The organism is Acidocella sp. MX-AZ03 (assembly GCF_027626035.1).
GTDB classification, from domain to species: Bacteria; Pseudomonadota; Alphaproteobacteria; order Acetobacterales; family Acetobacteraceae; genus Acidocella; species Acidocella facilis.
Map to the genome: position 1 here is coordinate 597,017 of NZ_CP110774.1, position 22,814 is coordinate 619,830.

26 protein-coding genes and 4 pseudogenes are annotated in these 22,814 nt (G+C 64.9%); 18 read left to right on the forward strand and 12 right to left on the reverse strand.

From position 1 onward, the window contains the following. Positions 1–36: 36 nt before the first annotated feature. Genes GT370_RS03380 through GT370_RS03390 form a run of 3 tightly spaced genes read left to right on the forward strand, consistent with a single transcriptional unit; the run spans position 37 to position 1,909 of the window. Entirely contained in the window at positions 37–1,206 is a 1,170-nt protein-coding gene (locus GT370_RS03380) for an aminotransferase class I/II-fold pyridoxal phosphate-dependent enzyme (RefSeq protein WP_008493215.1), read from the forward strand. After that, positions 1,203–1,772, forward strand: a complete 570-nt coding sequence (locus GT370_RS03385; RefSeq protein ID WP_270183896.1) for a methyltransferase domain-containing protein — start codon at positions 1,203–1,205, stop codon at positions 1,770–1,772. The genes GT370_RS03380 and GT370_RS03385 overlap by 4 nt, the downstream gene beginning before the upstream one ends. After that, complete coding sequence (locus GT370_RS03390) at positions 1,769–1,909, forward strand: hypothetical protein (protein ID WP_168118395.1); 141 nt, start codon at positions 1,769–1,771, stop codon at positions 1,907–1,909. Before GT370_RS03385 ends, GT370_RS03390 begins: the two co-directional genes overlap by 4 nt. 18 nt (positions 1,910–1,927) lie before the next feature. On the opposite strand, the gene GT370_RS03395 is transcribed toward GT370_RS03390, so the two are convergent. The 9 genes and pseudogenes from GT370_RS03395 to GT370_RS03435 all read right to left on the reverse strand — a co-directional run bounded on the left by GT370_RS03395 (position 1,928) and on the right by GT370_RS03435 (position 6,844). Further along, the gene (locus GT370_RS03395; RefSeq protein ID WP_270183897.1) at positions 1,928–2,725 is read right to left on the reverse strand and encodes an ABC transporter ATP-binding protein; all 798 of its coding nucleotides are present in this window, start codon (positions 2,723–2,725) and stop codon (positions 1,928–1,930) included. An 89-nt stretch (positions 2,726–2,814) separates the two neighbouring features. Further along, positions 2,815–2,961: pseudogene (locus GT370_RS03400) on the reverse strand (ATP-binding cassette domain-containing protein); the annotation flags it as partial. Beyond that, a complete protein-coding gene (locus GT370_RS03405; RefSeq protein WP_240376540.1) occupies positions 2,958–3,752 on the reverse strand; it encodes an ABC transporter permease in 795 nt (264 codons plus the stop codon). The pseudogene GT370_RS03400 and the gene GT370_RS03405, both read right to left, overlap by 4 nt. 9 nt (positions 3,753–3,761) lie before the next feature. Continuing rightward, entirely contained in the window at positions 3,762–3,914 is a 153-nt protein-coding gene (locus GT370_RS03410) for a hypothetical protein (RefSeq protein WP_270183898.1), read from the reverse strand. After that, complete coding sequence (locus GT370_RS03415) at positions 3,911–4,156, reverse strand: hypothetical protein (RefSeq protein ID WP_270183899.1); 246 nt, start codon at positions 4,154–4,156, stop codon at positions 3,911–3,913. Before GT370_RS03415 ends, GT370_RS03410 begins: the two co-directional genes overlap by 4 nt. Then, complete coding sequence (locus GT370_RS03420) at positions 4,150–4,641, reverse strand: ABC transporter permease (RefSeq protein ID WP_270183900.1); 492 nt, start codon at positions 4,639–4,641, stop codon at positions 4,150–4,152. Before GT370_RS03420 ends, GT370_RS03415 begins: the two co-directional genes overlap by 7 nt. Further along, entirely contained in the window at positions 4,626–5,639 is a 1,014-nt protein-coding gene (locus tag GT370_RS03425) for an ABC transporter substrate-binding protein (RefSeq protein WP_035178764.1), read from the reverse strand. Before GT370_RS03425 ends, GT370_RS03420 begins: the two co-directional genes overlap by 16 nt. Further along, a complete protein-coding gene (locus tag GT370_RS03430; RefSeq protein WP_008493207.1) occupies positions 5,639–5,977 on the reverse strand; it encodes an NIPSNAP family protein in 339 nt (112 codons plus the stop codon). Before GT370_RS03430 ends, GT370_RS03425 begins: the two co-directional genes overlap by 1 nt. 171 nt (positions 5,978–6,148) lie before the next feature. Continuing rightward, entirely contained in the window at positions 6,149–6,844 is a 696-nt protein-coding gene (locus GT370_RS03435) for a GntR family transcriptional regulator (protein ID WP_035178761.1), read from the reverse strand. A 131-nt stretch (positions 6,845–6,975) separates the two neighbouring features. Here GT370_RS03435 and GT370_RS03440 point away from each other — a divergent pair, with 131 nt between their 5' ends. The 5 genes and pseudogenes from GT370_RS03440 (at position 6,976) to GT370_RS03460 (ending at position 11,449) form a co-directional block, all read left to right on the forward strand. Beyond that, entirely contained in the window at positions 6,976–7,563 is a 588-nt protein-coding gene (locus GT370_RS03440; RefSeq protein ID WP_008495854.1) for an amino acid synthesis family protein, read from the forward strand. Next, the gene (locus GT370_RS03445) at positions 7,556–8,377 is read left to right on the forward strand and encodes an alpha/beta fold hydrolase (protein ID WP_270183901.1); all 822 of its coding nucleotides are present in this window, start codon (positions 7,556–7,558) and stop codon (positions 8,375–8,377) included. Before GT370_RS03440 ends, GT370_RS03445 begins: the two co-directional genes overlap by 8 nt. 44 nt (positions 8,378–8,421) lie before the next feature. After that, positions 8,422–9,452 (forward strand): annotated as a pseudogene (locus tag GT370_RS03450) (LLM class flavin-dependent oxidoreductase). After that, the gene (locus GT370_RS03455) at positions 9,445–10,923 is read left to right on the forward strand and encodes an aldehyde dehydrogenase (protein ID WP_270183902.1); all 1,479 of its coding nucleotides are present in this window, start codon (positions 9,445–9,447) and stop codon (positions 10,921–10,923) included. Before GT370_RS03450 ends, GT370_RS03455 begins: the two are co-directional and overlap by 8 nt. 20 nt (positions 10,924–10,943) lie before the next feature. After that, positions 10,944–11,449, forward strand: a pseudogene (locus tag GT370_RS03460) (flavin reductase). A gap of 54 nt (positions 11,450–11,503) precedes the next feature. On the opposite strand, the gene GT370_RS03465 reads toward GT370_RS03460, so the two are convergent. Next, positions 11,504–11,860 (reverse strand): MarR family winged helix-turn-helix transcriptional regulator, encoded by a 357-nt coding sequence (locus GT370_RS03465; RefSeq protein WP_270183903.1) that lies wholly within the window; start codon positions 11,858–11,860, stop codon positions 11,504–11,506. Between the two features lie 262 nt (positions 11,861–12,122). On the opposite strand from GT370_RS03465, the gene GT370_RS03470 reads away from it, so the two are divergent. The 3 genes from GT370_RS03470 to GT370_RS03480 are packed head-to-tail and all read left to right on the forward strand — an operon-like array spanning position 12,123 to position 14,469. Beyond that, positions 12,123–12,446, forward strand: coding sequence for an enoyl-CoA hydratase-related protein (locus GT370_RS03470; RefSeq protein WP_270183904.1), 324 nt, complete (start codon positions 12,123–12,125; stop codon positions 12,444–12,446). After that, entirely contained in the window at positions 12,359–12,940 is a 582-nt protein-coding gene (locus tag GT370_RS03475; protein WP_270184348.1) for a p-hydroxycinnamoyl CoA hydratase/lyase, read from the forward strand. Before GT370_RS03470 ends, GT370_RS03475 begins: the two co-directional genes overlap by 88 nt. 26 nt (positions 12,941–12,966) lie before the next feature. Further along, positions 12,967–14,469, forward strand: a complete 1,503-nt coding sequence (locus GT370_RS03480) for an AMP-binding protein (RefSeq protein WP_008493197.1) — start codon at positions 12,967–12,969, stop codon at positions 14,467–14,469. A gap of 8 nt (positions 14,470–14,477) precedes the next feature. Here the strand turns inward: GT370_RS03480 and GT370_RS03485 are convergent, their stop codons facing one another. Further along, complete coding sequence (locus GT370_RS03485; RefSeq protein WP_442865529.1) at positions 14,478–15,230, reverse strand: AraC family transcriptional regulator; 753 nt, start codon at positions 15,228–15,230, stop codon at positions 14,478–14,480. Further along, a complete protein-coding gene (locus tag GT370_RS03490) occupies positions 15,194–15,349 on the reverse strand; it encodes a hypothetical protein (protein ID WP_270183906.1) in 156 nt (51 codons plus the stop codon). The genes GT370_RS03485 and GT370_RS03490 overlap by 37 nt, the downstream gene beginning before the upstream one ends. A 198-nt stretch (positions 15,350–15,547) precedes the next feature. Between GT370_RS03490 and pobA the strand changes: the two are divergent. From pobA to GT370_RS03525, 7 genes and pseudogenes are all read left to right on the forward strand, one after another. Then, positions 15,548–16,662: pseudogene (gene pobA / locus GT370_RS03495) on the forward strand (4-hydroxybenzoate 3-monooxygenase). Between the two features lie 346 nt (positions 16,663–17,008). Then, a complete protein-coding gene (locus tag GT370_RS03500) occupies positions 17,009–17,866 on the forward strand; it encodes a helix-turn-helix domain-containing protein (protein WP_008493193.1) in 858 nt (285 codons plus the stop codon). Between the two features lie 616 nt (positions 17,867–18,482). Then, on the forward strand, positions 18,483–19,136 hold the full coding sequence (locus GT370_RS03505; protein WP_270183907.1) for a SphA family protein: 654 nt from the start codon (positions 18,483–18,485) through the stop codon (positions 19,134–19,136). 30 nt (positions 19,137–19,166) lie between these two features. Then, on the forward strand, positions 19,167–20,477 hold the full coding sequence (locus GT370_RS03510) for an ABC transporter substrate-binding protein (protein WP_008493191.1): 1,311 nt from the start codon (positions 19,167–19,169) through the stop codon (positions 20,475–20,477). Positions 20,478–20,557: 80 nt separating this feature from the next. Then, a complete protein-coding gene (locus GT370_RS03515) occupies positions 20,558–21,373 on the forward strand; it encodes an alpha/beta hydrolase (protein ID WP_008493190.1) in 816 nt (271 codons plus the stop codon). Beyond that, complete coding sequence (locus tag GT370_RS03520) at positions 21,370–22,101, forward strand: ABC transporter ATP-binding protein (protein WP_008493189.1); 732 nt, start codon at positions 21,370–21,372, stop codon at positions 22,099–22,101. The genes GT370_RS03515 and GT370_RS03520 overlap by 4 nt, the downstream gene beginning before the upstream one ends. After that, entirely contained in the window at positions 22,098–22,805 is a 708-nt protein-coding gene (locus GT370_RS03525; RefSeq protein WP_008493188.1) for an ABC transporter ATP-binding protein, read from the forward strand. Before GT370_RS03520 ends, GT370_RS03525 begins: the two co-directional genes overlap by 4 nt. Positions 22,806–22,814: the final 9 nt, after the last annotated feature.

Here is a 22,814-nt window from a genome sequence, read left to right on the forward strand (position 1 = left end):
TTCGCTCCCCAGGCCTTTTGGGCTAGACCCGGCCCGATGTTTGAGTTCGACGAGCTATGGGGCCGGGCGCTGGACGAGGCGGCCGTGGCGGGACGCAGGCGCCGCTTGCGCCCGGTGGTGAAACTGCCCAACGCGCGGCTGCGCTATGGCGACGGGCCGGCGCTGATCGATTTTTCCTCGAATGACTATCTCGGCCTGGCGCATCATCCGGCGCTGATCGAGACGGCGCGGGATTATGCCCAGCGTTTCGGCGCCGGGGCCGGGGCCTCGCGGCTGGTGGCGGGGAATCTGGCGCCGCTGGAAGAGATCGAGGCCAAGCTGGCGGCGGGGAAGGGGGCGCAGGCGGCCTTGGTGTTCGTCTCCGGCGCGCAGGCGAACCTGACCTTGTTGCCGGCGTTGCTGGATGCGAAAACACTGGGCGCGGCACCGCTGGTTTATGCGGACCGGCTGAACCATGCCAGCCTGATCCAAGGTTGCATCGCGGCCGGGGTAAAGCAGATCAGGTTCCGGCATAACGATCTGGCGCATCTGGAAGAGCTGTTGGCGCGGGATGCGGAATTGGACCGGCCGCGCTTCATCATCACCGAGTCGGTGTTTTCCATGGATGGGGATGGGCCGGATATGGCCGCCCTGCAGGCGCTGGCGGAAAAATTCGGGGCGTTTCTTTATATCGACGAGGCGCATGCGACCGGCGTGCTGGGCGAGACCGGCTTCGGGCTGGCGCATGGTCTGAAAAACGGTCTGGCGATGGGCACGTTCAGCAAGGGGCTGGGCGGGTTCGGCGCCTATGTGGCGGGCTCGGCGATGCTGCGGGAGTATCTGGTCAATCGCTGCGGGGGGGTGATTTATGCCACCGCCCTGCCGCCGGCGGTGCTGGGGGCGATGAACGCGGCGCTGGATTTGATCCCGCAAATGGCGGCTGAGCGGGCACATTTGCACGGGCTGGCAGCGCATCTGCGCGCGCGGCTGCGGGCGATGGGGCTGGATACGGGCGAGAGTTTCACCCAGATCGTGCCGTTGATTCTGGGCGAGGAGGCGAAAGCCCTGGCGCTGGCGGCAGCTTTGGAACGGGATGGGTTTGCGACGGTGGCGATCCGCCCGCCGACGGTGCCGGCCGGCACGTCGCGCTTGCGGCTGGCCTTGTGCGCGCTGCATACGCAAAGCGAGATCGATGCGCTGGCGGATGCGATCGGGCGGTTGCTGTGAGCCTGATCGCGCGGCATTTCGCCAAGGCGGCGACGCGTTATGACGAGATCGCGCAGGTGCAGCCGCGTGTGGCGGCGGCACTGGCGGCAAGGCTGGGCGGGGCGCCACGGCGGATTCTGGAAATCGGCTGCGGGACGGGCGGGTTGAGCGCGCATCTGGCGCGGCTGTTTCCGCAGGCGGAGTTGGTGCTGACGGATATTTCCGCTGAAATGCTGGCGGTTTGCGAAGCGCGCCTGGGAGGGCGCGGGCGGTTTCTGCGGATGGATGGGCAGGCGCCGGATGCGGGGTTGGGGTGCTTCGAGCTGATCGTCTCCAGCCTGGCGATGCAATGGTTTGAGGATTTGCCGGCATCTTTGGAGCGGCTGGCGGCGATGCTGGCCCGAGGTGGCGAAATGCGCTTTGCCACGCTGGGGGCAGGGACGTTCGCGGAATGGCGGGCGGTGCTGGGCGAGGCGGGTGGCTTGCATGATTATCCGAGGCGCGTGCGTTTCCGTGGCGGGCGCAAATCGAGGCGGAGATGTTTGTCGAGCATCATGCAAGTGGCAGGGATTTTCTGCGGGCTTTGAAAGCGATCGGTGCGCAGACGCCGCGTGCCGGGCATCGCCCGGTGCCAGCCTCGGTGATGCGGCGGGCATTGGCGCGCACGGCGAACGGGTTCGATGTAGGTTACGAGGTGCTGTTCGGCAGCTATATCAAGCCATAGGTGCACAGGGTCCGTGGCCTACTCGGGAATGATGTAGGCCTGTTCACGGTTGAAGTCGATTTTCACCGTCTCGCCAATATAGGCCTGGTGCTGCGCCGCCCGGCGCTGGGCGCGGATGGATAGATCCTGCCCCCAGCCTGTCCGCACCGTGTAGGCGATGACATCGCCGAGATAAATCCGCTCCGTCACCTGCCCGGCAATCCCCTCCGCGGCGAGATGCATATCCTCCGGCCGCACCATCAGGCGTTTGGCGCCCTGATCCGGGTGATTGAAATGCCGCAGGCTGGTGCCATCGGGCAGATGGGCGGCGCCGGCATCCAGGCGGATCTCGATCAGGTTCGAATTGCCGATGAACCCGGCGGCGAAGCTGCTGCGCGGGCGGTCATAGAGATCCTCGCCGGTGCCGACCTGCTCGATGCCGCCATGGTTGAACAGCACGATCCGGTCCGACAGACGCAGCGCTTCCTCCTGATCGTGGGTGACGTAAATGATGGTCACCCCGGTTTCGGCATGGATGCGTTTGATCTCGCCTTGAATATCCTCGCGGAGTTTCTTGTCGAGGGCGGAGAGCGGCTCGTCCATCAGCAAGATCTGCGGATCATAGGCCAGCGCGCGGGCCAGGGCGACGCGTTGTTGCTGGCCGCCGGAGAGCTGGGCGGGCTTGCGCGCGCGCATCGGGGTGAGATGCACGAGCTCCAGCATCTGCGCCACCTTCGCCTCGATCTCGGCCTTTGGCCGGCGGCGCACACGCAGCGGGAAGGCGATGTTTTCCGCGACACTGAGATGCGGGAACAGCGTATAGCGCTGAAACACCATGCCGATATCGCGATGATTGGGGCCACCCCGACCAGCGAGCGGCCATTGAGCAGCACATCGCCGGCATTGGGCTCGACGAAGCCGGCGATGGCGTAGAGCGTGGTGCTCTTGCCCGAGCCGGACGGGCCGAGGAAGGTGATGAACTCGCCCTTCTCGATGCGCAGCGAAATATTGTCGATGGCGACGAAATCGCCGAACTCCTTGCGCAGGTTGCGCAGCTCAAGATAGGCGCTCATCGCTTTGCATCCTTGTTGAAAATGGCCGCCAATCCCATCAGCAGCAACGTGCCGAGCACGAGCAGGGAGGAGACCACGGCGATATCCGGCGAGAGATTCTGCCGCACCTCGCCCAGCATGCGCACCGGCAGGGTTTGCAGGCCGGGGCTGGCCATGAAAATCGCCACCACCACCTCATCCCAGGAGGTGAGGAAGGAGAAGATGGCGGCGGAGAAAATGCCATGGCGGATGGCGGGCAAAATCACCCGCGCCCGCGCCTCCCACAGCCCGGCGCCGCACAGCATGGCGGCGTCCTCCAGGGATTTGTCGGTCGCTTCCAACGCGCCGGTGATGGCGACGATGGAGAAGGGCAGGGCCAGCACCAGATGCGCCAGCACGAAGCCCAAAAACGTGCCGGCCAGATGTAGCCGCAGAAACACCGCATAGAGCGCGATGCCCAGCACGATCGAGGGCATGATCATCGGGGTGAGGAAAAAGCCGCGCAGGGTCTCGCGTCCGGGGAAGCGCCCGCGCGCGATGGCGAAGCCCGCGAGCAGCCCCAGCAGCACCGAGGCGAGGGTGACGACCGCCCCCAGCTCAAGCGAGGTGAGCAGCGAGGCCAGCCAGTTCGGGTCGGCGAAGACCTGCGCGTACCATTGCAGCGTCCAGCCCGGGGGCGGGAATTGCAGCCATTGCGAGCTGTCGAAAGACAGCGCGATCAGCAGCCCCAGAGGGGCGAGCAGGAACAACGCCGCCAGCCCGGCCACCGCCGAGAGCACGACGCGCCACCAGCCGAGCTGTGAGAACTCCATCAACATCGATCAGTGCCCTTTCCGGCCATGCGGGGCGAGGTAGCGCGCCTGCACGGCATAGAGCGCCAGGGTGACCACCAGCAGCACGAAGGAGGCGGCGCCGGCCAGCCCCCAATTGAGCAGCGTTTGCACCTGCTGGGCGATGAGTTCCGCCAGCATCATGTCCTGCGCGCCGCCGAGCAGGGAGGGGTGATGTAATAGCCGAGCGACATCACGAAGATGATCAGCCCGCCCGCCCCCAGCCCCGGCAGCAGCAGCGGCAGAAAGATGCGGGTGAAGCTTTGCAGCCGCGCGGCGCCGCACAAGGAGGCGGCCTGGAACATCGCCGGGTCGAGCGCGGCCAGCGGCCCGCGCAGGGAAATCACCATGAAGGGCAGCATGATATAGACCATGCCGATCACCACCCCGCCATGCTGCCGTAAAGCGGCAGAGGATTTTTGATGAGCCCGGTCCAGATCAGGAAATTATTGATCGGCCCGGTATCCTGCAGCAGCACCATCCAGGCATAGGTGCGCGCCAGCAGATTGGTCCACATCGAGAGGATGACGATGCCAAAGACCAGCCGGCCGAGACGGCGCGGGGCCACGGTGATGAACCAGGCCAGAGGCAGCCCGACCACAGCGGTGATAGCGGTGACGATGAAGGAGATGAGAAAAGTATTTTCGAGCACATTCGCGTAGGTGCCGGTGGCGAGCAGCGCGGCGTAATTCTGCAGCCCGGGATGCGGCTCCAGGATCGAGCGCAGCAGCAGCGCCAGCACCGGCAGCGCGAAACAGAGCAGCAGGAAGGCGAGAACCGGCGCCGCCGGGGCAAAGCCCCTGGCGCGGCGGCGCCTTGCTTCACGCGAAGCGGCGGGCGCCGCTCTGCTCAGGCTTATTTGGTCTGCCATGCATACCAGCGGTTGGCGATGTCATCGCGATGCGCGGCCCAATAGGCCATGTTCAGATCCACATGGCTGGCGGCATGAGCGCCTGGCAGCGCGGCCAGGGCTTTCGGGCCCATCAGCGCGGCGGCACCTTTATTCACCGGGGCATAGCCGGTATCGGTGGCAAAGGCGGCCTGCGCCTTGGCGCTGGTGGCGTAGGCGATGAATTTTTGCGCGGCCGCCAGATGCGGCGCGCCCTTGGGGATCACCAGCATGTCGCCAGTGGTGAGGTTGTCGTCCCAGCTCATCGCAACCGGCACGCCGCTATCCTGCAGCGCCTGCACCCGGCCATTCCACATCAGGCTGATCGGGCATTGGCCGGAGGCCAGCTGCTGCTGGGATTGCGCGCCGGTGCTCCACCAGACGATGTCGCTCTTGATGCTGTCGAGCTTCTTGAAGGCGCGGTCGAGGTCCAGCGGGTAGAGCTGGTCCGGCTTCACCCCGTCGGCCAGCAAGGCGGCTTCGAGCACGCCGGCGAAGGACCATTTATAGAAGCAGCGCTTGCCGGGAAATTTCGCGGTGTCGAACAGATCCGCCATGGTCTTTGGCGCGTCGCCTTTGAATTTCGATTTGTTGTAGGCGATGACGAAGGAATAATAGAAAGAGCCGACGGCGTCGGGGCTGTTGAAGCGCGGGTCGAGCTGGGCGGCATCCGCCGCGGGCAGATCGATCGGGGCGAGCAGCCCGGCCTTGGCGGCTGCCTGCGCGAAATCACCTTCGACATCGACCACGTCCCAGGAGACATTGCCGCTCTCCACCATCGCCTTGAACTTGCCGTAATCGGTGGGCCCGTCCTGCAGCACCTTGATGCCGGTGGTCTTGGTGAACGGGTCGGCCCAGTCTTTCTGCTGGGCCTGCTGGGTGGTGCCGCCCCAGCTGGTGAACACCATGCTGCTCTGCGCCTGCGCGGCGGCGATGCCGCCCAATGCCAGACAAAGCCCCAAGCCTAAGCGTCGCATCATCAGACCTCCTTGTTGAGCGGGTTGCCAGGCAGCGGCGAGAAGGGCGCGGGACGCAGGATTTTCGTCTCCATCGTCTCGATCAGGGCCTGGATTTTGGGAAGAAACGCCAGCCAGCGCGGATCGCGGATGAGCGCGGCGCGGCGGCGGTCGCGCTCATCCAGGCTGGGATAGGCCCAGATATGCACGATCTCGTTCTGCGGGCCGATCTCGGTGAAGAAATAGCCCGCCAGCCCGCCCAGATGCGCGCTCTGGATGGCGATGCCCTCCTCCTCGACCAGTTTCAGATAGGCCGGAACCATGCCGGTCTTTAGCCTGTAGGTACGCATCTCGTAGAACATCGGAGCGGGCCTCGGTGTGTTTATCTTATGGTATACCATAAGAGCGACGGAAAGACGCTGTAAAGAGGAAAACGCGCCCGGCTTGCCGTATTTATCGCCAAACTGGGTGAGGCCTATGAAGGGTCTTTGCGAAAAGGAGCGGTCTGGCGATTTTTTGTGCGTTGCGGCGGGTCAGTTTGGGCTCTGGCTTTCGGCGGGGCCCTGCTTCAGGGCCAGCTGCAGGGCGTTTTGCAGATGCCGCACCGAAGCCGCCGCCGCCGCGTCCGGATCGCGCGCGATAATGGCGTCCAGGATCGCCTGCATCTCCGCCATCCCGTCGCGCTCCCGCCCCGAGGTCGAGATGGTGCGAGCGCGCAGATGGGTGATCCGCCCATTCAACGCCACCAGCAGCTCCCACGCCACCTGCCGTCCGGCGGCGCGGAACATCGCCTCGTAAAACCGCGCGGTGGCGGCCAGCACGGTGAAGGGCTCGCCGGCGCCGTAGCCGGCGCGCACCGCCTCCAGCGCCGTGCGCAGGGCGGCGAGGTCGGCCGGGGTGGCGCGGGCGGCGCAGTGGCGCGCGGCCAGCGCCTCCAGCATCGAGCGCAGCTCATAGATCTGCGCGATCTTCGCCGGCTCCGGGGCCGCCACGGCCGGGCCGTGATTGGGAATGGTCTCGACCAGCCCTTCGGATTCCAGATGCCGCAGCACCTCGCGCACGACCGAGCGGCTGACCCCCAGCCGCTCGCACAAGGCGCGTTCCACCAGCCGCTCGCCGGGGCGGAATTTCATCGTGAGGATGGCTTCGCGCATTTTCTCAAGCGCCAATTGCCGCAAGGTTTTCGCGGGGCGGTCGATCAGCAATGCGTCTGGTTGGCTGTCCGGCATGGAAGAAGACCTGTTTCCCGTGGCTTTGTTTATCATGTCGTGAGTCAAAAACGACCCGCAATGCCAGTTTCCTCTTTACAGCCCGCTCTTGTCAATCTTATGGTATACCATAAGACAATAAGGAGTTCGCCATGACGCTGTCCCTGCGCAAGCTCGTCACCTACACCGAAGATATCCGCATCGAGGGCGGGCGCGCCGCGCCTGGGCCGTTCAAGCTGTTCGGCACCGCCGCGGTGCTCGCCAATCCCTGGGCCGGGCGGGGCTTCGTGGAGGATCTCTCGCCGGAAATCCGCGCCATCGGGCCGGTGCTGGGCGAGATGCTGACCGCCGAAATCCTGCGCCTGGCCGGCTCGGGCGAGGCGGTGGAAGGCTATGGCAAATGCGCCATCGTCGGCAGTGCGGGGGAGGTTGAACATGCCTCGGCGCTGATCCATACGCTGCGCTTTGGCAATCACTACCGCCGCGCCGTCGGGGCGAAATCCTATCTCGCCTTCACCAACACCCGTGGCGGGCCGGGCGCCTCGATCCAGATTCCGCTGATGCACAAACATGATGAGGGGATGCGCTCGCATTATCTCACCGTGCAGTTCAGCATCGACGATGCGCCAGGCCCGGATGAAATCCTGGTGGCACTCGGCGCCTCCATCGGCGGGCGCCCGCACCATCGCATCGGCGATCGGTACAAGGATCTGGCCGAGCTGGGCGACCTGAATGGCTGAGGGCTATCATCTCGGCCGGCTGGGCGGCACCGGCTATTGCCGGGCGGGCGCCGGCCCGGCGCTGGTGCTGATCCATGGGGTGGGCATGCATGCCGGCTTCTGGGCGCCGCAGATGGCCGCCTTCGCGTCGCGCTGGGATGTCGTGGCCTATGACACGCTGGGCCATGGCAGCAGCGCGTTGCCGCCGCAGGCGCCCACGCTCGAGGATTATGCGGCACAGCTCCTGGCGCTGCTCGATGGGCTGGGGCTGGCGCGTGTCAGCCTCGTTGGCCACTCGATGGGCGCTCTGGTCGCGCTGGAATTCGCGCTGGCGCATCCTGAACGGGTGCGGGCGGTGGTGCCGATGAATGCGGTCTATTGCCGCACGCCGGCACAGCGCAGCGCCGTGGCCGCGCGCGCCGCCGCCTTGCGGGCCGGGGCCGGAGAGCTGGGCTGGCGGCAGGCGGCGATTGATCGCTGGTTCGGCGCGCCGGTGCCGCCCGAGCAGTTGGAAACCGCCGCCTGGGTCGGCGCCGCGCTGGCGACGGTGGATCCGGTCGGCTATGCCCGCGCCTATGGGCTGTTTGCCCGCGCCGATGCCGCGCATGAAGGCCGGCTGGGGAGCCTGGCGATGCCGGCCTTGTTCCTGACCGGCGAGGAGGATGAGAATTCCTCGCCCGCTATGTCCCGCCGCATGGCAGACTCTGCCCCGCAAGGGCGGGCCGTGGCGCTGCCCGGCCAGCGCCACATGATGAGCCTGGCCGCACCCGGGGTTGTGAATGACGTTCTTGGCCGTTTTCTCGATGAAACCGTGCTGTTGCAGGCCGCGCAATAGCTTTACGACGGAGCGACATTATGAAATTCTCGCTGTTTGTGCATATGGAACGCCTCTCTGCGGGGCAGAGCCAGATTGAGCTGCTGGACGAGCTGGAGGCGCTGGTGACGCAGGCCGAAGCCGGCGGCATGAAGGCCGCCTGGATCGGCGAGCATCACGGCATGGAATTCACCATCGCGCCCAACCCGTTCCTGCAGATCGCCTATCTGGCGCCGAAGACGACGAAGATCCGGCTGGGCACCAGCTCGGTGATCGCGCCGTTCTGGCACCCGATCAAGTTGGCGGGGAGACGGCGATGACCGATCTGATCACCCGTGGCCGGCTGGAGCTTGGCATCGCGCGCGGGGCCTACAGCTTCGAGTATGAGCGGCTGCAGCCGGGGCTGACACCGATGGAGGCAGGCTTGCGCATGCGCGAGCTGGTGCCCGCGGTGCAGAAGCTGTTCCAGGGCGATTACGAACATCACGGCGAATATTGGCAGTTTCCGAAAACCAGCGCGGTGCCGCAGCCGCTGCAGCCGGGCGGGCCGCCGATCTGGGTGGCGGCGCGTGACCCGAACTCGCATGAATTCGCGGTCCGCACGGGCTGCAATGTGCAGGTCACGCCGCTGGCCAGCGGCGATGCGGAGGTGGAGAGTCTGATGCAGCGCTTCAACGCCGCCTGCGACGCCAATCCGCAGGTCAAGCGCCCGCAGATCATGCTGCTGCAGCATACTTATGTCGCCGCCGACGAGGAAGACGCCGCGCAAGGGGCCGAGGAGCTGAGCCGGTTTTATTGCTATTTCGGCGCCTGGTTCCAGAACAAAAAGCCGGTGACGCGCGGCATGATGGAGGCGCTGACGCCCGAGGAGATGGCCGCGATGCCGCAATACGCCCCAGAGATTGTGCGCAAGAGCTTTGTCATCGGCACCGCCGACGAGGTGGTGGCAAGGCTGAAAGCCTATGAGGCGCTGGGCTATGACCAGTTCAGCCTGTGGATCGATAGCGGCATGAGCTTTGCGCGCAAGCAGGCCTCGCTGCGGCGCTTCATCGAAGAGGTGATGCCGCATTTCCAGAAAGCCCCTGAATATGCCTGAACTGAAGCGGTTTCAGCTTTATATCGACGGGCGGTTCGAGGATGCGGCGGCGCATTTCGAAAGCCTGGACCCGGCCACCGGCGCGCCCTGGGCGCTGATGCCCGCCGCCAGCGCGCAGGATGTGGACAGCGCCGTGCGCGCCGCCGATGCCGCTTTGCGCGCCCCCGCCTGGGCCGGGCTCACCGCCACGGCGCGCGGCAAGCTGCTCTCCCGGCTGGGGGATCTGCTGGCCGAGGCGGCACCGCGCCTGGCCGCGCTGGAAACCCGGGATACCGGCAAGATCATCCGCGAGACCGGCGGCCAGATCGCCTATATCGCCGAATATTTCCGCTTCTATGGCGGGCTGGCCGACAAGGTGATGGGGCTGCACGTGCCGGTGGACAAGCCGGAGATGGAGGTGACGCTGCGCCGCGAGCCGGTGGGGGTGGTGGCCGCCATGGTGCCCTGGAATTCGCAGCTTTTCCTGGCGGCGGTGAAGCTGGGCCCGGCCCTGGCAGCGGGCTGTACAATGGTGCTGAAGGCCGCCGAGGATGGCGCCGCACCGCTGCTGGAATTCGCCCGTGTGGTGCATGAGGCCGGCTTCCCGCCGGGGGTGGTGAACATCATCACCGGCACCGGCGCGCAATGTGGCCAGGCGCTCACCACGCATCCGCTGGTCGCGCGCATCGCCTTCACCGGCGGGCCGGAGACGGCGCGGCATATCGTCCGCAATTCCGCCGCCAACCTGGCCGCGACGACGCTTGAGCTGGGCGGCAAATCGCCGGTGCTGGCCTTCGCGGATGCCGATCCCGATAATGTGGTCAGCGCGGTCATCGCCGGGATTTTCGCGGCCAGCGGGCAGAGCTGCGTGGCCGGCTCGCGGATGCTGGTGCAGCGCCCGCTGCTGCCGGCGCTGCTGGAAAGATTGAAGGCGCGGGCGGAGCAGATCGTCATCGGCAACCCGGCCGACGCGGCCACGCAGATGGGCCCGCTGGCCACCGCGCGCCAGCGCGACCGGGCCTTGGCGCTGATCAAGGACAGCCAGGACCAGGGCGCGGTGCTGATCACCGGTGGCGATGTGCCGGCGGGGTTCGAGGCGGGCTTTTATCTGCGCCCGACGATCCTGCTCTGCGATACGCCCAAGCCGCCCTGCTGGGGCGAGGAGTTTTTCGCCCCGGTGCTCAGCGTGATGGCGTTTGATACCGAAGACGAGGCACTGGCGTTGGCGAATGATTCGAAATTCGCCCTGGCCAGCGGTGTGTTCACGCAAAATCTCGCGCGTGCGCACCGGCTGGCCCGCGCCATCCGGGCCGGGGTGGTGTGGGTGAATACCTACCGGGTCATCTCGCCGCTGGTGCCCTTTGGCGGCTACAAGGAAAGCGGGCTGGGGCGCGAGGGCGGGGTCGAATCGATCCTGGATTATACCAGAACCAAATCGGTCTGGATCAATCTCTCGGATGCGCCATTGCCTGATCCGTTCGTGATGCGTTGAGTTTTGGAAAGGCCCGCCCGATGACAATCGACACCACCTTGTTCAGGGATGCGATGGCCCGGCTCGGCGCCGCGGTGAACATCATCACCACCCGCGCGCCGGAGGGCGATATGGGCTTTACCGCCTCGGCCGTGTGCAGCGTGACCGACACGCCGGCGACGCTGCTGGTCTGCATGAATAAAAACAGCCGGCTCTCGGGGCGTTTCAGCAGGGTGGGCCGTTATGCGTGAATGTGCTCAATGCGGATGGCGAGCCGCTCTCGCGCTGGTTTTCCGGTCAGCAGGGGCTGAGCATGGCGGAGCGCTTCGCCCAGGCCGGCTGGGTGCGCCTGGAAACGGGCGCGCCGGTGCTGGAGAGCGCCACCGCCGCCTTTGATGGGGTGATTTCCAGTGTCGTCGAAATTGGGACGCATCGCGTATTGTTCTGCGATGTGAGGGCGGTCAAACTATGTCCCCAGGCCACCGGGCTGGTCTATCACCAGCGCCGCTATCACCGGCTGGAGACGGCGCTGCAAGACGCTGGTTGAGGCGCGGCGCATGATGTGGCGCTGTCTGGCGCGTCAACCGAACCCCAGATAGTGTTAACCCTCCCACACCATCCTTAAGTGCCGCAACAGCGCCTCGCGCTGGGTTTTGCCGATACCGGCCAGCAAGCGTGCCTCATGCCGGGCCACGCGCTTGCGGCATTCGCGCATCAGCGCCCGCCCGGCGGGCGTCAGGCGCAGCGCTTGTGCCCTTCCCGTGGTCACCCCCTTGCGCAGCAGCCCACGGCGTTCCAGCTGCGTGGTCAGCGGCACCATGTTGGCGCGCTGGATGGCCAGCACCCGGCCGATTTCGCTCTGGGTAATGTCCTGATTCTCCTCGATCACCATCAGCACCGACATTTCCGTGACCTTGAGGTCCAGATCCGCCAGCTCGGTGCCGAGATCCGCCATCATCGCCTGGGAGGCGCGGCGCAGCTGGTAGCCCAGAAGCTGTTCCAGGGGATTGCTGGGGCCGCGTTTTCAACCGGGCAGGGGCGGGGGATTTCAGTTTCAGCGCCATGGCGCGACTATGCCCGCGCCCTGAGGCTGGCGCAATCTTATCCAGCTCCGGCGCGGCGTCGTCGGGGCTTGTATGTTATGATATATAGCATTAAAACCGGAAGCAGATGAGGCGCGCCGGCTTTGCCGCGGGCCTTGCTTTTGAAGGGGAATGAAAATGTCTGAGACCGATACCGTCGCGTTCACGGTTGAAAACCGCATCGCCTGGGTGAAATTCAACCGTCCGGAGAAGCGCAATTGCATGAGCCCGGGGCTGAACCGGCGGATGATGGAGGTGCTCGACGAATTGGAATTCCGCGAGGATGTCGGGGTGCTGGTGCTCACCGGCGAGGGCACGGCCTGGTCCGCGGGCATGGATTTGAAGGAATATTTCCGGGAGACGGAGGCGCAGGGCTGGGTGCCACGCGCAAGGCGCAGCGTGAATCCTATGGCTGGTGGCGGCGGCTGCGCTGGTACCAGAAGCCGACCATCGCGATGGTGAATGGCTGGTGTTTTGGCGGCGGCTACGGTCCGCTCTTCGCCTGCGACCTCGCCTTTGCGGCAGAAGAGGCGCAGTTTGGCCTCTCCGAGATCAATTGGGGTATTCTGCCCGGCGGTGGGGCCACCAAGGTGGCGGTGGAGCTGCTCTCTTTCCGCAACGCCATGTACCACGCCATGATGGGCGAGATGGTGGATGGCAAAACCGCCGCCGCCTGGGGGCTGGTGAATGAGGCGCTGCCGCTCTCTGGCCTGCGCCAGCGCGTGACCGAGGTTGCCAACGTGCTGCTGAAGAAGAACCCCGTGGCGCTGAAGGCGACAAAGGATGCCGTGCGCCGGGTAGGGGAGATGACCTATGAGAATGCCGAGGATTATCTGGTGCGTGCCCAGGAAGCGGCGAACTCCTATGATAATGATGGACGAAAAGAGGGGATCCGGCAGTTCATCGATGAAAAAACCTACAAGCCTGGGCTTGGCGCCTATCGTTTGAAAGACTGAGCGCGCCTACCAGGGGAGGAACCGCAATGGTCAATATCGTGGACGATCCCGGCCTGCAGGCAGGGCTGCAGCCGGAAGCGCTGGCGGTGCTGGAATTCGCCAGCGGCCGCAAATGGAACTATGCGCAATGGGACGCGGCGATTGCCCAGACCGCCGGGCTGTTGGTGTCGCATTACGGCATCAAGCCGGGGGAGCGCATCGCGGCGCTGGGGCGCAATTGTGCCGAGCAGGCGCTGCTGCACCTCGCCTGCGCGCGCATCGGCGCGATTTTCGTGCCGCTGAACTGGCGCCTGGCATTGCCCGAGCAGCGCCGGCTGCTCGATGATTGCGATCCCGCCTTGCTGGTTGGCGATGCCGAGTTTCTGGACCCGCTCGGCGCTGCGGTGCGGCAGACCTTGTTGCCCGCGCTGCGTAGCGAGATTGAACAGGCTGCGGCGCTGGCGCCGGTGCCGTTCGACCGTGCCGCGCCCAGCCTCATTCTCTACACCTCCGGCACCTCCGGCCGGCCCAAGGGCGTGTTGCTGAGCGAACGCAACATCACCCAGACCGCGGTGAATTTCGGCCTGCTGGCCCGTGTCACCCATGCGAGCATGATGCTGGCGGAAACGCCGATGTTTCATGTCATGGGGATCATCACCAATCTGCGTCCCGCCTTCATGCGCGGCGGCGCGGTGCTGATCAGCGAGGGCTTTGACGCCGCCCGCACATTGGCCCGGCTCTCCGATCCTGACTTGAAGATCACGCATTATTTTTGTGTGCCGCAAATGGCGAAGATGCTGCGCGCCGAGCCGGGCTTCGACCCGCAACGCCTGCGCACCCTCACCGGTATTTTTTCCGGCGGCGCGCCGCACCCGGCCGCCGACATACGCGCCTGGCTGCGGGATGGCATCGCCATTGCCGATGGGTTTGGCATGAGCGAGGCCGGGACGGTCTCCTGCATGCCGGTTCATATTCCGCTGATCGACCAGAAGGCGGGTGCCGCGGGGCTGATCCCGCCCTCCATCCAGACGCGTATCGTCGATGCCAATGGCGATGATGTAGCGCCGGGCATGGCCGGGGAGTTGCTGCTGAAGGGCGAAAACATCTTCACCGCCTACTGGCGCGCGCCGGACGAGACCGCCAAGGCCTTCACCGCCGAGGGCTGGTTTCGCACCGGCGATATCGCCCGCCAGGATGAGGACGGGTTCTTTTTCCTGGTCGACCGCAAGAAAGACATGTTCATCTCCGGCGGCGAGAATGTTTATCCGGTGGAGATCGAGGCGGTACTGGCGGGGATGCCGGGGATCCGCGAGGCGGCGGTCATCGGCGTGCCGGATTCGCGCTGGGGCGAGGTGGGGCATCTGGCGGTGGTGGTGGCCGAGCCCGGGCCGGATGCGCAAGAGATCCTCGCCTTTCTCAATACGCGTCTGGCGCGCTACAAGATTCCGAAATATGTCAGCTTCCTCGCGGCGCTGCCGCGCACCGGCACCGGCAAGATCCTGAAGCCTGGCCTACGTGATCTGCTCTCCGCGCGGCCCGACCAGACCTGAGCGCCGCCTCACTGCGCCGCCGCCCGGAAGGCGCGCGGGGACTGGCCGGCATGGCGCGTGAAAAACCGGGAAAAATGTCCGGGATCGGCAAAGCCCAGCGCATAGCCGATCTCGGCGACGGACAGGTTTGAATAAAGCAGCGCACGCCGGGCTTCCAGCATTGCGCGTTCATCCAGCAAGGTGCCCGGGGCGGCGCCGGCGATGCGTGTGCAGGCGTTGCCCAAGGCGGTGACGGAGACGCCCAAAGCCGCCGCGTAGGCGGGGACCGGTTCGCGCAGCCTGAAGCGCTCTTCGATGCGCGCCCGCAGCCTGGCGACCAGCCCGGCGTAGTGCCCGGCGCGCGGCGCCGGTGCGCCGGCCTGCGCGCAGGCGCGGATGCCGGCCAGCAAAATCGCCAGCATTGCCGCATCCACCGCGGTTTTATGTCCGGGGGCGGACCAGCCTAGTTCACGCATCAAATCCCGTGTGTGGCGCTGCAAGGACGCTGCCGCGCCCGGCGGCAGCGCCAGTGAAGCGGCGTTGGCGAACAGGGCGCTGGCATCCGCATCGCGCGCGGTGAGGCCGGCGAGGTAGGTGCTGGCCATGGTGATCACCACCCCGGCGGTTTCCGCCACCCAGGTGAACCCATGGACGAGTCCGGCGGGCACCACCAGCAGGCTCGGCGCCTGAAAGCGCAGCGTGCGGGCCTCTGCGCGCATGTCGCCGCCACCCTTGCTGATGAAAATCAGCTGTGCCAGCTCGCGATGCGCATGCGGGCGGATTGTCCAGTCCGAGGGCGGGAGCGGTCATCCAGCGCTTCCGCGTGCACGAAGCCGGGGGCGGCGGCGCGGTGGGATTCGCCATATAAATAGAAGCTCGGTACCGCGCTGGAATCCTGCATGGCGCCACTTAGCCTGGACTTGGTGAAATATCCAAGTTTTTTGGCGTAGCCTCCATGGGCGGCGCGGCGCGGCTGATTATTATGTGATGTAACATATACAACGCGCCGTTATCCTGGCGTTTGGGGAACATCCTGACCATGAAAACTGACATCGCAATCATCGGCGCTGGCCCTGCCGGCATGTTGCTCGCGCATCTGCTGTCCCAGGAGGGGATAAGCGCGGTGGTGCTGGAGCGGCGCGACCGGGCTTATGTCGAGGCGCGCGTGCGGGCTGGCGTGCTCGAGCAGGTGACGGTTGATCTGTTGCGCAGGCTTGGGCTGAATGCGCGGATGGAGCGTGAGGGGCTGGTGCATGGCGGCACCAATCTGGCGCTGGATGGAGAGTTGTTCCACATCGATCTGGCAGCACTCACCGGCGGGCGGCATGTTGTTGTTTATGGCCAGCAGGAGGTGATGAAAGATCTGTTCGATGCCGCGCCGGCACGCGGGTCGAGATCGTCTGGAATGCCGAGGATGTGGCGCTGCATGGGCTGGATGGGGATGAGCCAATTGTGACCTGGACCGCGCAGGGGGAGGCGAAGCAGCTCGCCTGCCGCTTCGTGGCCGGGTGCGACGGGTTTCATGGCGTCAGCCGGGCGGCGATTCCCGCCACGGTGCTGCGCCAGTTCGAGCGTGTCTATCCGTTTGGCTGGCTCGGCTTCCTCGCCGATGTGCCGCCGGCGGATGAAGAGCTGGTCTATGCCAATCACGAGCGCGGCTTCGCCCTGGCCTCGATGCGCTCGCCGACCCGCAGCCGCTATTACGTGCAGTGCGGATTGGAGGAGAAGCTCGAGGATTGGCCGGATGAACGGTTCTGGGATGAGCTCTGCCTGCGGCTTGGCCCGCAGCTGGCGGCGAAGGTGACGCGCGGGGCCGCTTTTGAGAAATCCATTGCGCCGCTGCGCTCTTTTGTTGCCGAGCCGATGCGCTGGGGACGTTTGTTTCTGGCCGGGGATGCCGCCCATATCGTCCCGCCGACCGGCGCCAAGGGGATGAACCTGGCCGCCTCCGATGTCACGTTTCTGGCAGAGGCGCTTGTTGAATTTTTCAAGTCCGGCAAGGCTGGCGGGATTGAGGGCTATTCCGCGCGCGCCTTGGCGCGGGTGTGGAAGGCGGAGCGCTTTTCCTGGTGGTTTACGTCGGTGACGCATCGCTTTCCGGAGATGGATGGATTTTCCCGGCGGCTGCAAATGGCGGAGCTGGATTATATCCGCCAATCCGAGGCGGCGCAGCGGAGTCTGGCGGAGAATTATGTCGGCTTGCCAATGCTCTAGCTTTTGTGTTGGCGCGTCGATCTGAACCTGTATCGTATAGGGATCGCCCACGCGCTTTGGCGCCGGTCAGGTGGTGTTGTCTGCCGATGATGTCGCTGACACGGGCGGAGCCCTGGGCATGAGGCCGGTATGATATGATATATATTAAATCGATCTGACCCGAAATTCTTGACGGCGTTCCGCCGATCGCTCTATTCTGACCGTTAAAATCAAAACTAAAACAGCTGCTGCGGGCATTGGGATGAAACGGCATGTCATGTGAAACGACGCCGGGGACATGGATCGAGGCTGTTGGCGCGAGTCAGATGCCCGTTTGGGATCATGCGCTTTGGCAAATGATGGGGGGTTGAAATCCAACATCATTGACGACGCACCGTTTTTTGGACGTGCCCGCTTCCAGGAAGCGGGGCAAGTCAAGCTTTGCGAGCTTTCGTCCTCCTCTGTGGCGGTGGTGCGGGAGGCGCGCAGTGCCAATAACGGTCCACGTGAATTCGTAAAAGTCGCTGTCCAATTATCCGGACGCAGCCTGTTCGCCCAGGCTGGGCGGGAGGTGGTGCTCGACGGGGCGGGATGGACATTTTACGATACGGCGCGGCCCTATCGGGTGGTGAATCTGACCGAGGTCCACCAATTCGTGATTCTGGTGCCGAAGGCAGAGTTGCATTTACCCGCTGCCCAACTGGATTGTTTCGGGGTGCATGATTTCGGCCAAGTGTCGGCCGTAGGAAGAATTTTTCCGAATTACATCAACAGCATTCTGGCCGAGGGCGCGCGGGCCAACGCCAGCGAAGCGGCGGGGCTTGGGGAGGTGGCGACCAATCTGCTGCGCCTTGCCATCGCCGGCGCCGCGCAGGAGCGCGCTAGCGTTTCCGCCGCCCAGACGCTGGAATTTCAGGTGAAGCATTATATCCGTACCCATATCGCCGATCCGGAGCTTTCGGTGCAGACCCTGGCCGAGCAGTTCGGGTGCTCGAAGCGGCATCTGCATCGCGCCTTTGCCGGGAGCGACATCTCCTTGTCGGATTTTATCTGGCAGTCTCGCCTGGAGCGCTGTGCCCAGGCGCTGCGCGCCACGGCGCAACGCCATCTTGCTGTCGGCGAAATCGCATTCGCTTATGGATTCAATAATTTTTCGCATTTCAGCAGGGCATTTCGAGAGCGTTTCGGCTGCAGCCCCAGTGCGTATCGGCAGACGAACCACTAAACCCGGCCTGTGCCGCCAAGATTGAGTCTTGAGAGCCTGTCCCTTTCGGACAAATCTCCATGTCTCCCCTGGAACAGCGTGGCCGAGGCCAGAATGCGATAAGCTTCGCAGCGCCGGATTCAACGTGGCGGCAAGAGGCAAGAGGCAAGGGGAGGGAGGCTTGGAATGCCGTGAATGCTGTGCGGTATCTCTAAAAGGTATGTAATATAACATAACTAATGCTTGGGCCGCTCCATCGGTTCCTTAAAATCAACGCCGCAAAGGCGTATCCAATATGGGAGCGTTCAATGAAAACAAGAAAATTCAAGGCTGTTTCATCCGCGGTTCTGGCCCTGGCGCTGGCCTGCGGTGCGGCGCTGAAGCCCGCCCAGGCGGTGACGGTCAACGAGCCGTCGGGCATCAATCTCGGCGGCACCAGTTTCTTCGATGCGCTGGGTAAATACACGCCTGGTCTGATCTACCAGCAATATTTCCAGATCCAGCATTTCAACGCCATCAACGACACCAATGGCAACGCGATTCCGGTGTTCAAGAACACCAGCATCACCGCGATCGTCTCGCTCAACCAGTTCATCTATGTGTCGCCTTATCATCTGTTTGGCGGGGTGCTGGGGCGATGGCGATCGTGCCGCTGGTCGATCTCAATGCCTCCTTCGCGCATGACAGCCCGGTCCGGCTGGTCGCCAATCGGGGCATGGGGGTTGGCGACATCACCTGGGGTCCGTTCATCGCGTTTCCGCCGGTCATTCGCGGCGGCCGCCCGGTTTTCGCGCAGCGCATGGAATTCGACGTGATCTCGCCCAGCGGGTCGTATGACACCTCGAAGGACATCAATCCCAGCTCGGGCTTCTGGTCGATCAATCCCTACTGGTCGGTGACAGTGCTGCCGACCGCCAAAACCGAATTGTCGGCGCGGTTCAACTATCTGCATAATTTCACCAACTCCCAGCCGGCCTCCAGCGCGCCGCTGCCGGCCGGCACCACCACCCAGGCGGGTGATGCGGGCTGGGTGAACTTCACCGCCTCCTACGAGGTGCTGCCGAAGCTCAATGTCGGGCTCAACGGCTATTACTTCAAGCAATTCACCGACGACCAGGTGAATGGCGTGACCCAGAAAGGCACCGAGACGGAAAGCCTCTCGATGGGGCCGGGGGCGACCTACATGTTCAACCAGAACAATATTGGCTTCCTGAATGTCTATCTGCCGGTGGTGAAGAAGAACACCACCAACGGCTTCAATGTCATTCTGCGCTACATCCATGCCTTCTGAGATGCCAACAGCAAAGAACGGGGAAACACCATGAGCGTTCACGATTCAAACACCCGTGACGGGCTGTCGCGCCGGCTGCTCGTCGGCGCCGGTGCCGGCGTTGCGCTGGGGCTTGGCGCCGGCTGGCGCCCGGCGCGGGCGGCGGCGGCGAATACGCTGCGCATCGGCTTCATCAGCCCGCGCACCGGGCCGCTGGCCGGCTTCGGCGAGGGCGATCCGTTCATTCTCGGGCTGGTCCGCAAGGCATTCGCGAACGGGCTGACGCTGAACGGCACCACCTACGAGGTCACGATTTTCGACCGCGACACCCAGTCCGATCCCGCCCGGGCCAGCCAGCTCGCCAAGGATCTGATCAATGGCCAGCAGATCGATCTGATGCTGACCACCTCGACGCCGGAAGTGGTCAATCCGGTGGCCGATGCGTGCGAGGCGGCGGGCGTGCCGTGCCTGTCCACCATCGTGCCCTGGGAGTCCTGGTATTTCGGGCGCGGCGCCAAGCCGGGCCAGCCTTCGCCGTTCAAATGGACCTACCATTTCTGCTTCGGCACCGCGCAGTTCCGGGATCTCTACATCTCCAGCTGGAATAATGATGTGGCCAGCAACAAGCGGGTGGCGGTGCTGTGCCCCAACGATGCGGACGGGAATGCCATCCGCGCGCATCTCTTGCCCGACCTCGCCAAGGCCGGGTTCGATATGGTCGATCCTGGCGGCTACCAGGACGGCACCACCGATTATTCCGCACAGATCGCGATGTTCAAGAAGGCCGGCTGCGAGGTATTTTGCACCTTCCCGATCCCGCCGGATTTCACCAGCTTCTGGCGCCAGGCGGCGCAGCAGGGGCTGACCCGGCAGATGAAGATCGTCACCGTCGCCAAAACCGGTCTGTTTCCCTCGCAGATGGAGGCGCTGGGCCCGCTGGGCTACCGGATCAATGCCGGCGCCTACTGGCATCCGGCCTTTCCATATGGTTCGGCGCTCACCGGGCTCAGCTCGGCGCAGCTCGCCAGCACCTACCAGGCCACGACCGGGCGGCAATGGCAGCAACAGCTCGGGCCTTCCCTGGCATTGTTCGACGCCATGGTGGCCACGTTGAAATCCGCTGGCAATCCAAAGGACAAATCCGCGGTGGCGAAGGCGATGAGCCGGTTGCAGACGACCACGGTGATGGGCCGGATCGATTTCGTCAACGGTCCGGTGCCCAATGTCGCCACCACCAATCTCATCGGCGCGCAATGGCTGAAGGCGACGTCTGGCAAATATAAGCTGGATTACCGCACCTTCGAGCATGCGGAGGATCCCTCCGTGCCCATCCAGAGCCCGCTTGAGCCGTACAAGATGTGAGGAGGCGCGGCATGTCGTTGGTTGAACTTGATGCTCTTTTGGCAGTGATGGCGGCAAATCCTCCACCGCAAGGCGGTCCCTTGGAATTGCGGGATTGGTTCAACGTCGCGCATGCCGCCCTGCCGGTTCCAGAGGGGCTGGAGATCCGGCGCGTTGAGGCGGGGCCGGTGGGCGGGGATCTCATCCTGCCGGCCGATGCCGTGCCCGGCAGGCTGATCATTTATTATCATGGCGGTGGCTTCGTGCTGGGGTCCGCTCGGACCCACCGGACGGTGGCGGCCAATCTCGCCCGCGCCGCGAACATCGCGGTTCTGGCCGCGGATTACCGTCTTGCGCCGGAACACGCGTTTCCCGCCGCCCATGACGATGCTCTGTCCGCATTTCATTGGGCCTTGGCGGAAGGATACGAGGCAATTGCCCTGTCGGGGGACAGTGCGGGTGGCAATCTTGCTTTGTCCACGGCCGTCAGGGCACGCAACGGAGGAGGGCAAAGCCCCGCCGCCCTGGCCCTGATGTCACCTGCCCTGGATTTTGCGGGGGATGGTGGGACACATCACAGCGTCTCCGATGATCCGATTCTCTCCAAGGAGCTGGTCGATCTGTTCCTCAGCGCCTATTTGCCAGGCCAGAGTTTGCGCGACCCGGCGGTGACACCTTTATTCGCGGAGCTTTCCGGTTTGCCGCCGGTGCTCGTTCATGTCGGATCGCGGGAGATGCTTCGCGACGATTCCGTCACCATCGCGCGGAGGCTGCGCGATGCAGGTGTGCAGGCCGAACTGCGGGTTTGGGATGGCATGTGCCATTCCTGGCAGCTCTACGCGCCGCTGGTGCGTGAAGGGTTGGACTCCATCGAGGAGGTTGCCAGCTTCCTTCGCGGCCATTTGGTGGCTTCATGACCATGCTGCTGGAAGCAACCGGGCTGGTGAAGCGTTATGGCGCGCTGGCCGTCGTCAATGGCGTGGGGTTCCACGTGGCGGCGAACGAGGCTGTCGGCATTGTCGGCCCCAACGGGGCCGGCAAGACCAGCCTGCTCAACCTGCTCTCCGGCGCGGTGCCGGTGAGCGAGGGGCGCATCACCCTGCGCGGGGAGGAGATCACCGGGCAGGACGCGGCCTGGCGCTGCCGCCACGGCATTGGCCGGTCGCACCAGGTGCCAAAGCCGTTCGGCGGCATGACGGTGTTCGAAAATCTGCTGGTGGCGGCAACGCAAGGCGGCGGCTTCGCGCGGCGCGAGGCTTATGACCGGGCGGTGGATTCGCTGGAGCTGTGCGGCATGCTCGCCGTCGCCAACCGTCCGGCGGAAACGCTGGGGCTGCTGGAGCGCAAGCGGCTGGAGCTGGCGCGCGCTCTGGCCACTGGCCCGGATCTGCTGCTGCTCGATGAAATCGGCGGCGGCCTGACCGATGGCGAGGCGCTGGAGCTGGTGGAGGTGATTCTGGATCTGCGCCGGCGCGGCATCGCCATCGTCTGGATCGAGCATATCGTGCACATCCTGGTCAAAGTCGTCACCCGGCTGGTCTGCATGGATGCCGGGCGCATCATCGCCGAAGGGGAGCCGCAGGCGGTGCTGAAAGACCCCGTGGTGATCAGCGCCTATCTCGGTTCGGAGGAGGTTCCGGCATGACTCTGCTGACGATTGAAAATCTCAAGGCCTGCCATGGGCTGCTGGTCGCGCTGCATGATCTCTCCTTCAGCATGGCGCCTGGCGAGGTGCTGGCCATCGTCGGCGCCAATGGCGCGGGCAAGAGCACGTTGATGCGCAGCATCGCCGGCGCGCACCGTCCCGTGCAGGGGCGGATCATGTTTCGCGGGCAGGATGTCACCCGGTTGTCCGCGCACCGGCGGGTGCGGGGCGGCATCGCGCTGGTGCCGGAGGGGCGGCGGTTGTTTCCGGGGATGAACGTGCAGGACACGCTGCACCTCGCCGCCTGCCGCAAGGGGGTGTGGAATTTCGAGACCGTGCTGGAGGCGCTCCCCCAGCTCAAGCCCATTCTCAAGCGCCAGGCCGGGCTGCTCTCGGGCGGGCAGCAGCAGGCGGTGGCGATCGGCCGGGCGTTGATGACCAACCCTGAGCTGCTGCTGCTGGATGAGCTTTCGCTTGGCCTCTCGCCGGTGGCGGTCGATGGGGTTTACGAAGCCCTGCCGAAGCTGCGCACGGCCGGCACCAGCATCATTCTCGTCGAGCAGGATCTGCGCCGAGCCATGGCGGCGGCGACGCGGCTGGTTTGCATGCTGGAAGGGCGCATCGTGCTCTCCGGCGCCGCCGGCAGCCTGACGCGCGAGGCGGTGATGGACGCCTATTTCGGCCTCAACCGGCAAGCGCATTGAAAGGATGTA

Bases quoted from the DNA above. Each gene is read 5' to 3' on its own strand.
- GT370_RS03380 (WP_008493215.1), top strand. From the start codon at position 37: ATGTTTGAGTTCGACGAGCTATGGGGCCGGGCGCTGGACGAGGCGGCC.
- GT370_RS03395 (WP_270183897.1), bottom strand. From the start codon at position 2,725: ATGGTGTTTCAGCGCTATACGCTGTTCCCGCATCTCAGTGTCGCGGAA.
- GT370_RS03405 (WP_240376540.1), bottom strand. From the start codon at position 3,752: ATGGAGTTCTCACAGCTCGGCTGGTGGCGCGTCGTGCTCTCGGCGGTG.
- GT370_RS03410 (WP_270183898.1), bottom strand. From the start codon at position 3,914: ATGATGCTGGCGGAACTCATCGCCCAGCAGGTGCAAACGCTGCTCAAT.
- GT370_RS03420 (WP_270183900.1), bottom strand. From the start codon at position 4,641: ATGGCAGACCAAATAAGCCTGAGCAGAGCGGCGCCCGCCGCTTCGCGT.
- GT370_RS03425 (WP_035178764.1), bottom strand. From the start codon at position 5,639: ATGATGCGACGCTTAGGCTTGGGGCTTTGTCTGGCATTGGGCGGCATC.
- GT370_RS03430 (WP_008493207.1), bottom strand. From the start codon at position 5,977: ATGTTCTACGAGATGCGTACCTACAGGCTAAAGACCGGCATGGTTCCG.
- GT370_RS03435 (WP_035178761.1), bottom strand. From the start codon at position 6,844: ATGCCGGACAGCCAACCAGACGCATTGCTGATCGACCGCCCCGCGAAA.
- GT370_RS03440 (WP_008495854.1), top strand. From the start codon at position 6,976: ATGACGCTGTCCCTGCGCAAGCTCGTCACCTACACCGAAGATATCCGC.
- GT370_RS03445 (WP_270183901.1), top strand. From the start codon at position 7,556: ATGGCTGAGGGCTATCATCTCGGCCGGCTGGGCGGCACCGGCTATTGC.
- GT370_RS03455 (WP_270183902.1), top strand. From the start codon at position 9,445: ATGCCTGAACTGAAGCGGTTTCAGCTTTATATCGACGGGCGGTTCGAG.
- GT370_RS03465 (WP_270183903.1), bottom strand. From the start codon at position 11,860: ATGATGGCGGATCTCGGCACCGAGCTGGCGGATCTGGACCTCAAGGTC.
- GT370_RS03470 (WP_270183904.1), top strand. From the start codon at position 12,123: ATGTCTGAGACCGATACCGTCGCGTTCACGGTTGAAAACCGCATCGCC.
- GT370_RS03480 (WP_008493197.1), top strand. From the start codon at position 12,967: ATGGTCAATATCGTGGACGATCCCGGCCTGCAGGCAGGGCTGCAGCCG.
- GT370_RS03490 (WP_270183906.1), bottom strand. From the start codon at position 15,349: ATGCAGGATTCCAGCGCGGTACCGAGCTTCTATTTATATGGCGAATCC.
- GT370_RS03505 (WP_270183907.1), top strand. From the start codon at position 18,483: ATGGCGATCGTGCCGCTGGTCGATCTCAATGCCTCCTTCGCGCATGAC.
- GT370_RS03510 (WP_008493191.1), top strand. From the start codon at position 19,167: ATGAGCGTTCACGATTCAAACACCCGTGACGGGCTGTCGCGCCGGCTG.
- GT370_RS03520 (WP_008493189.1), top strand. From the start codon at position 21,370: ATGACCATGCTGCTGGAAGCAACCGGGCTGGTGAAGCGTTATGGCGCG.
- GT370_RS03525 (WP_008493188.1), top strand. From the start codon at position 22,098: ATGACTCTGCTGACGATTGAAAATCTCAAGGCCTGCCATGGGCTGCTG.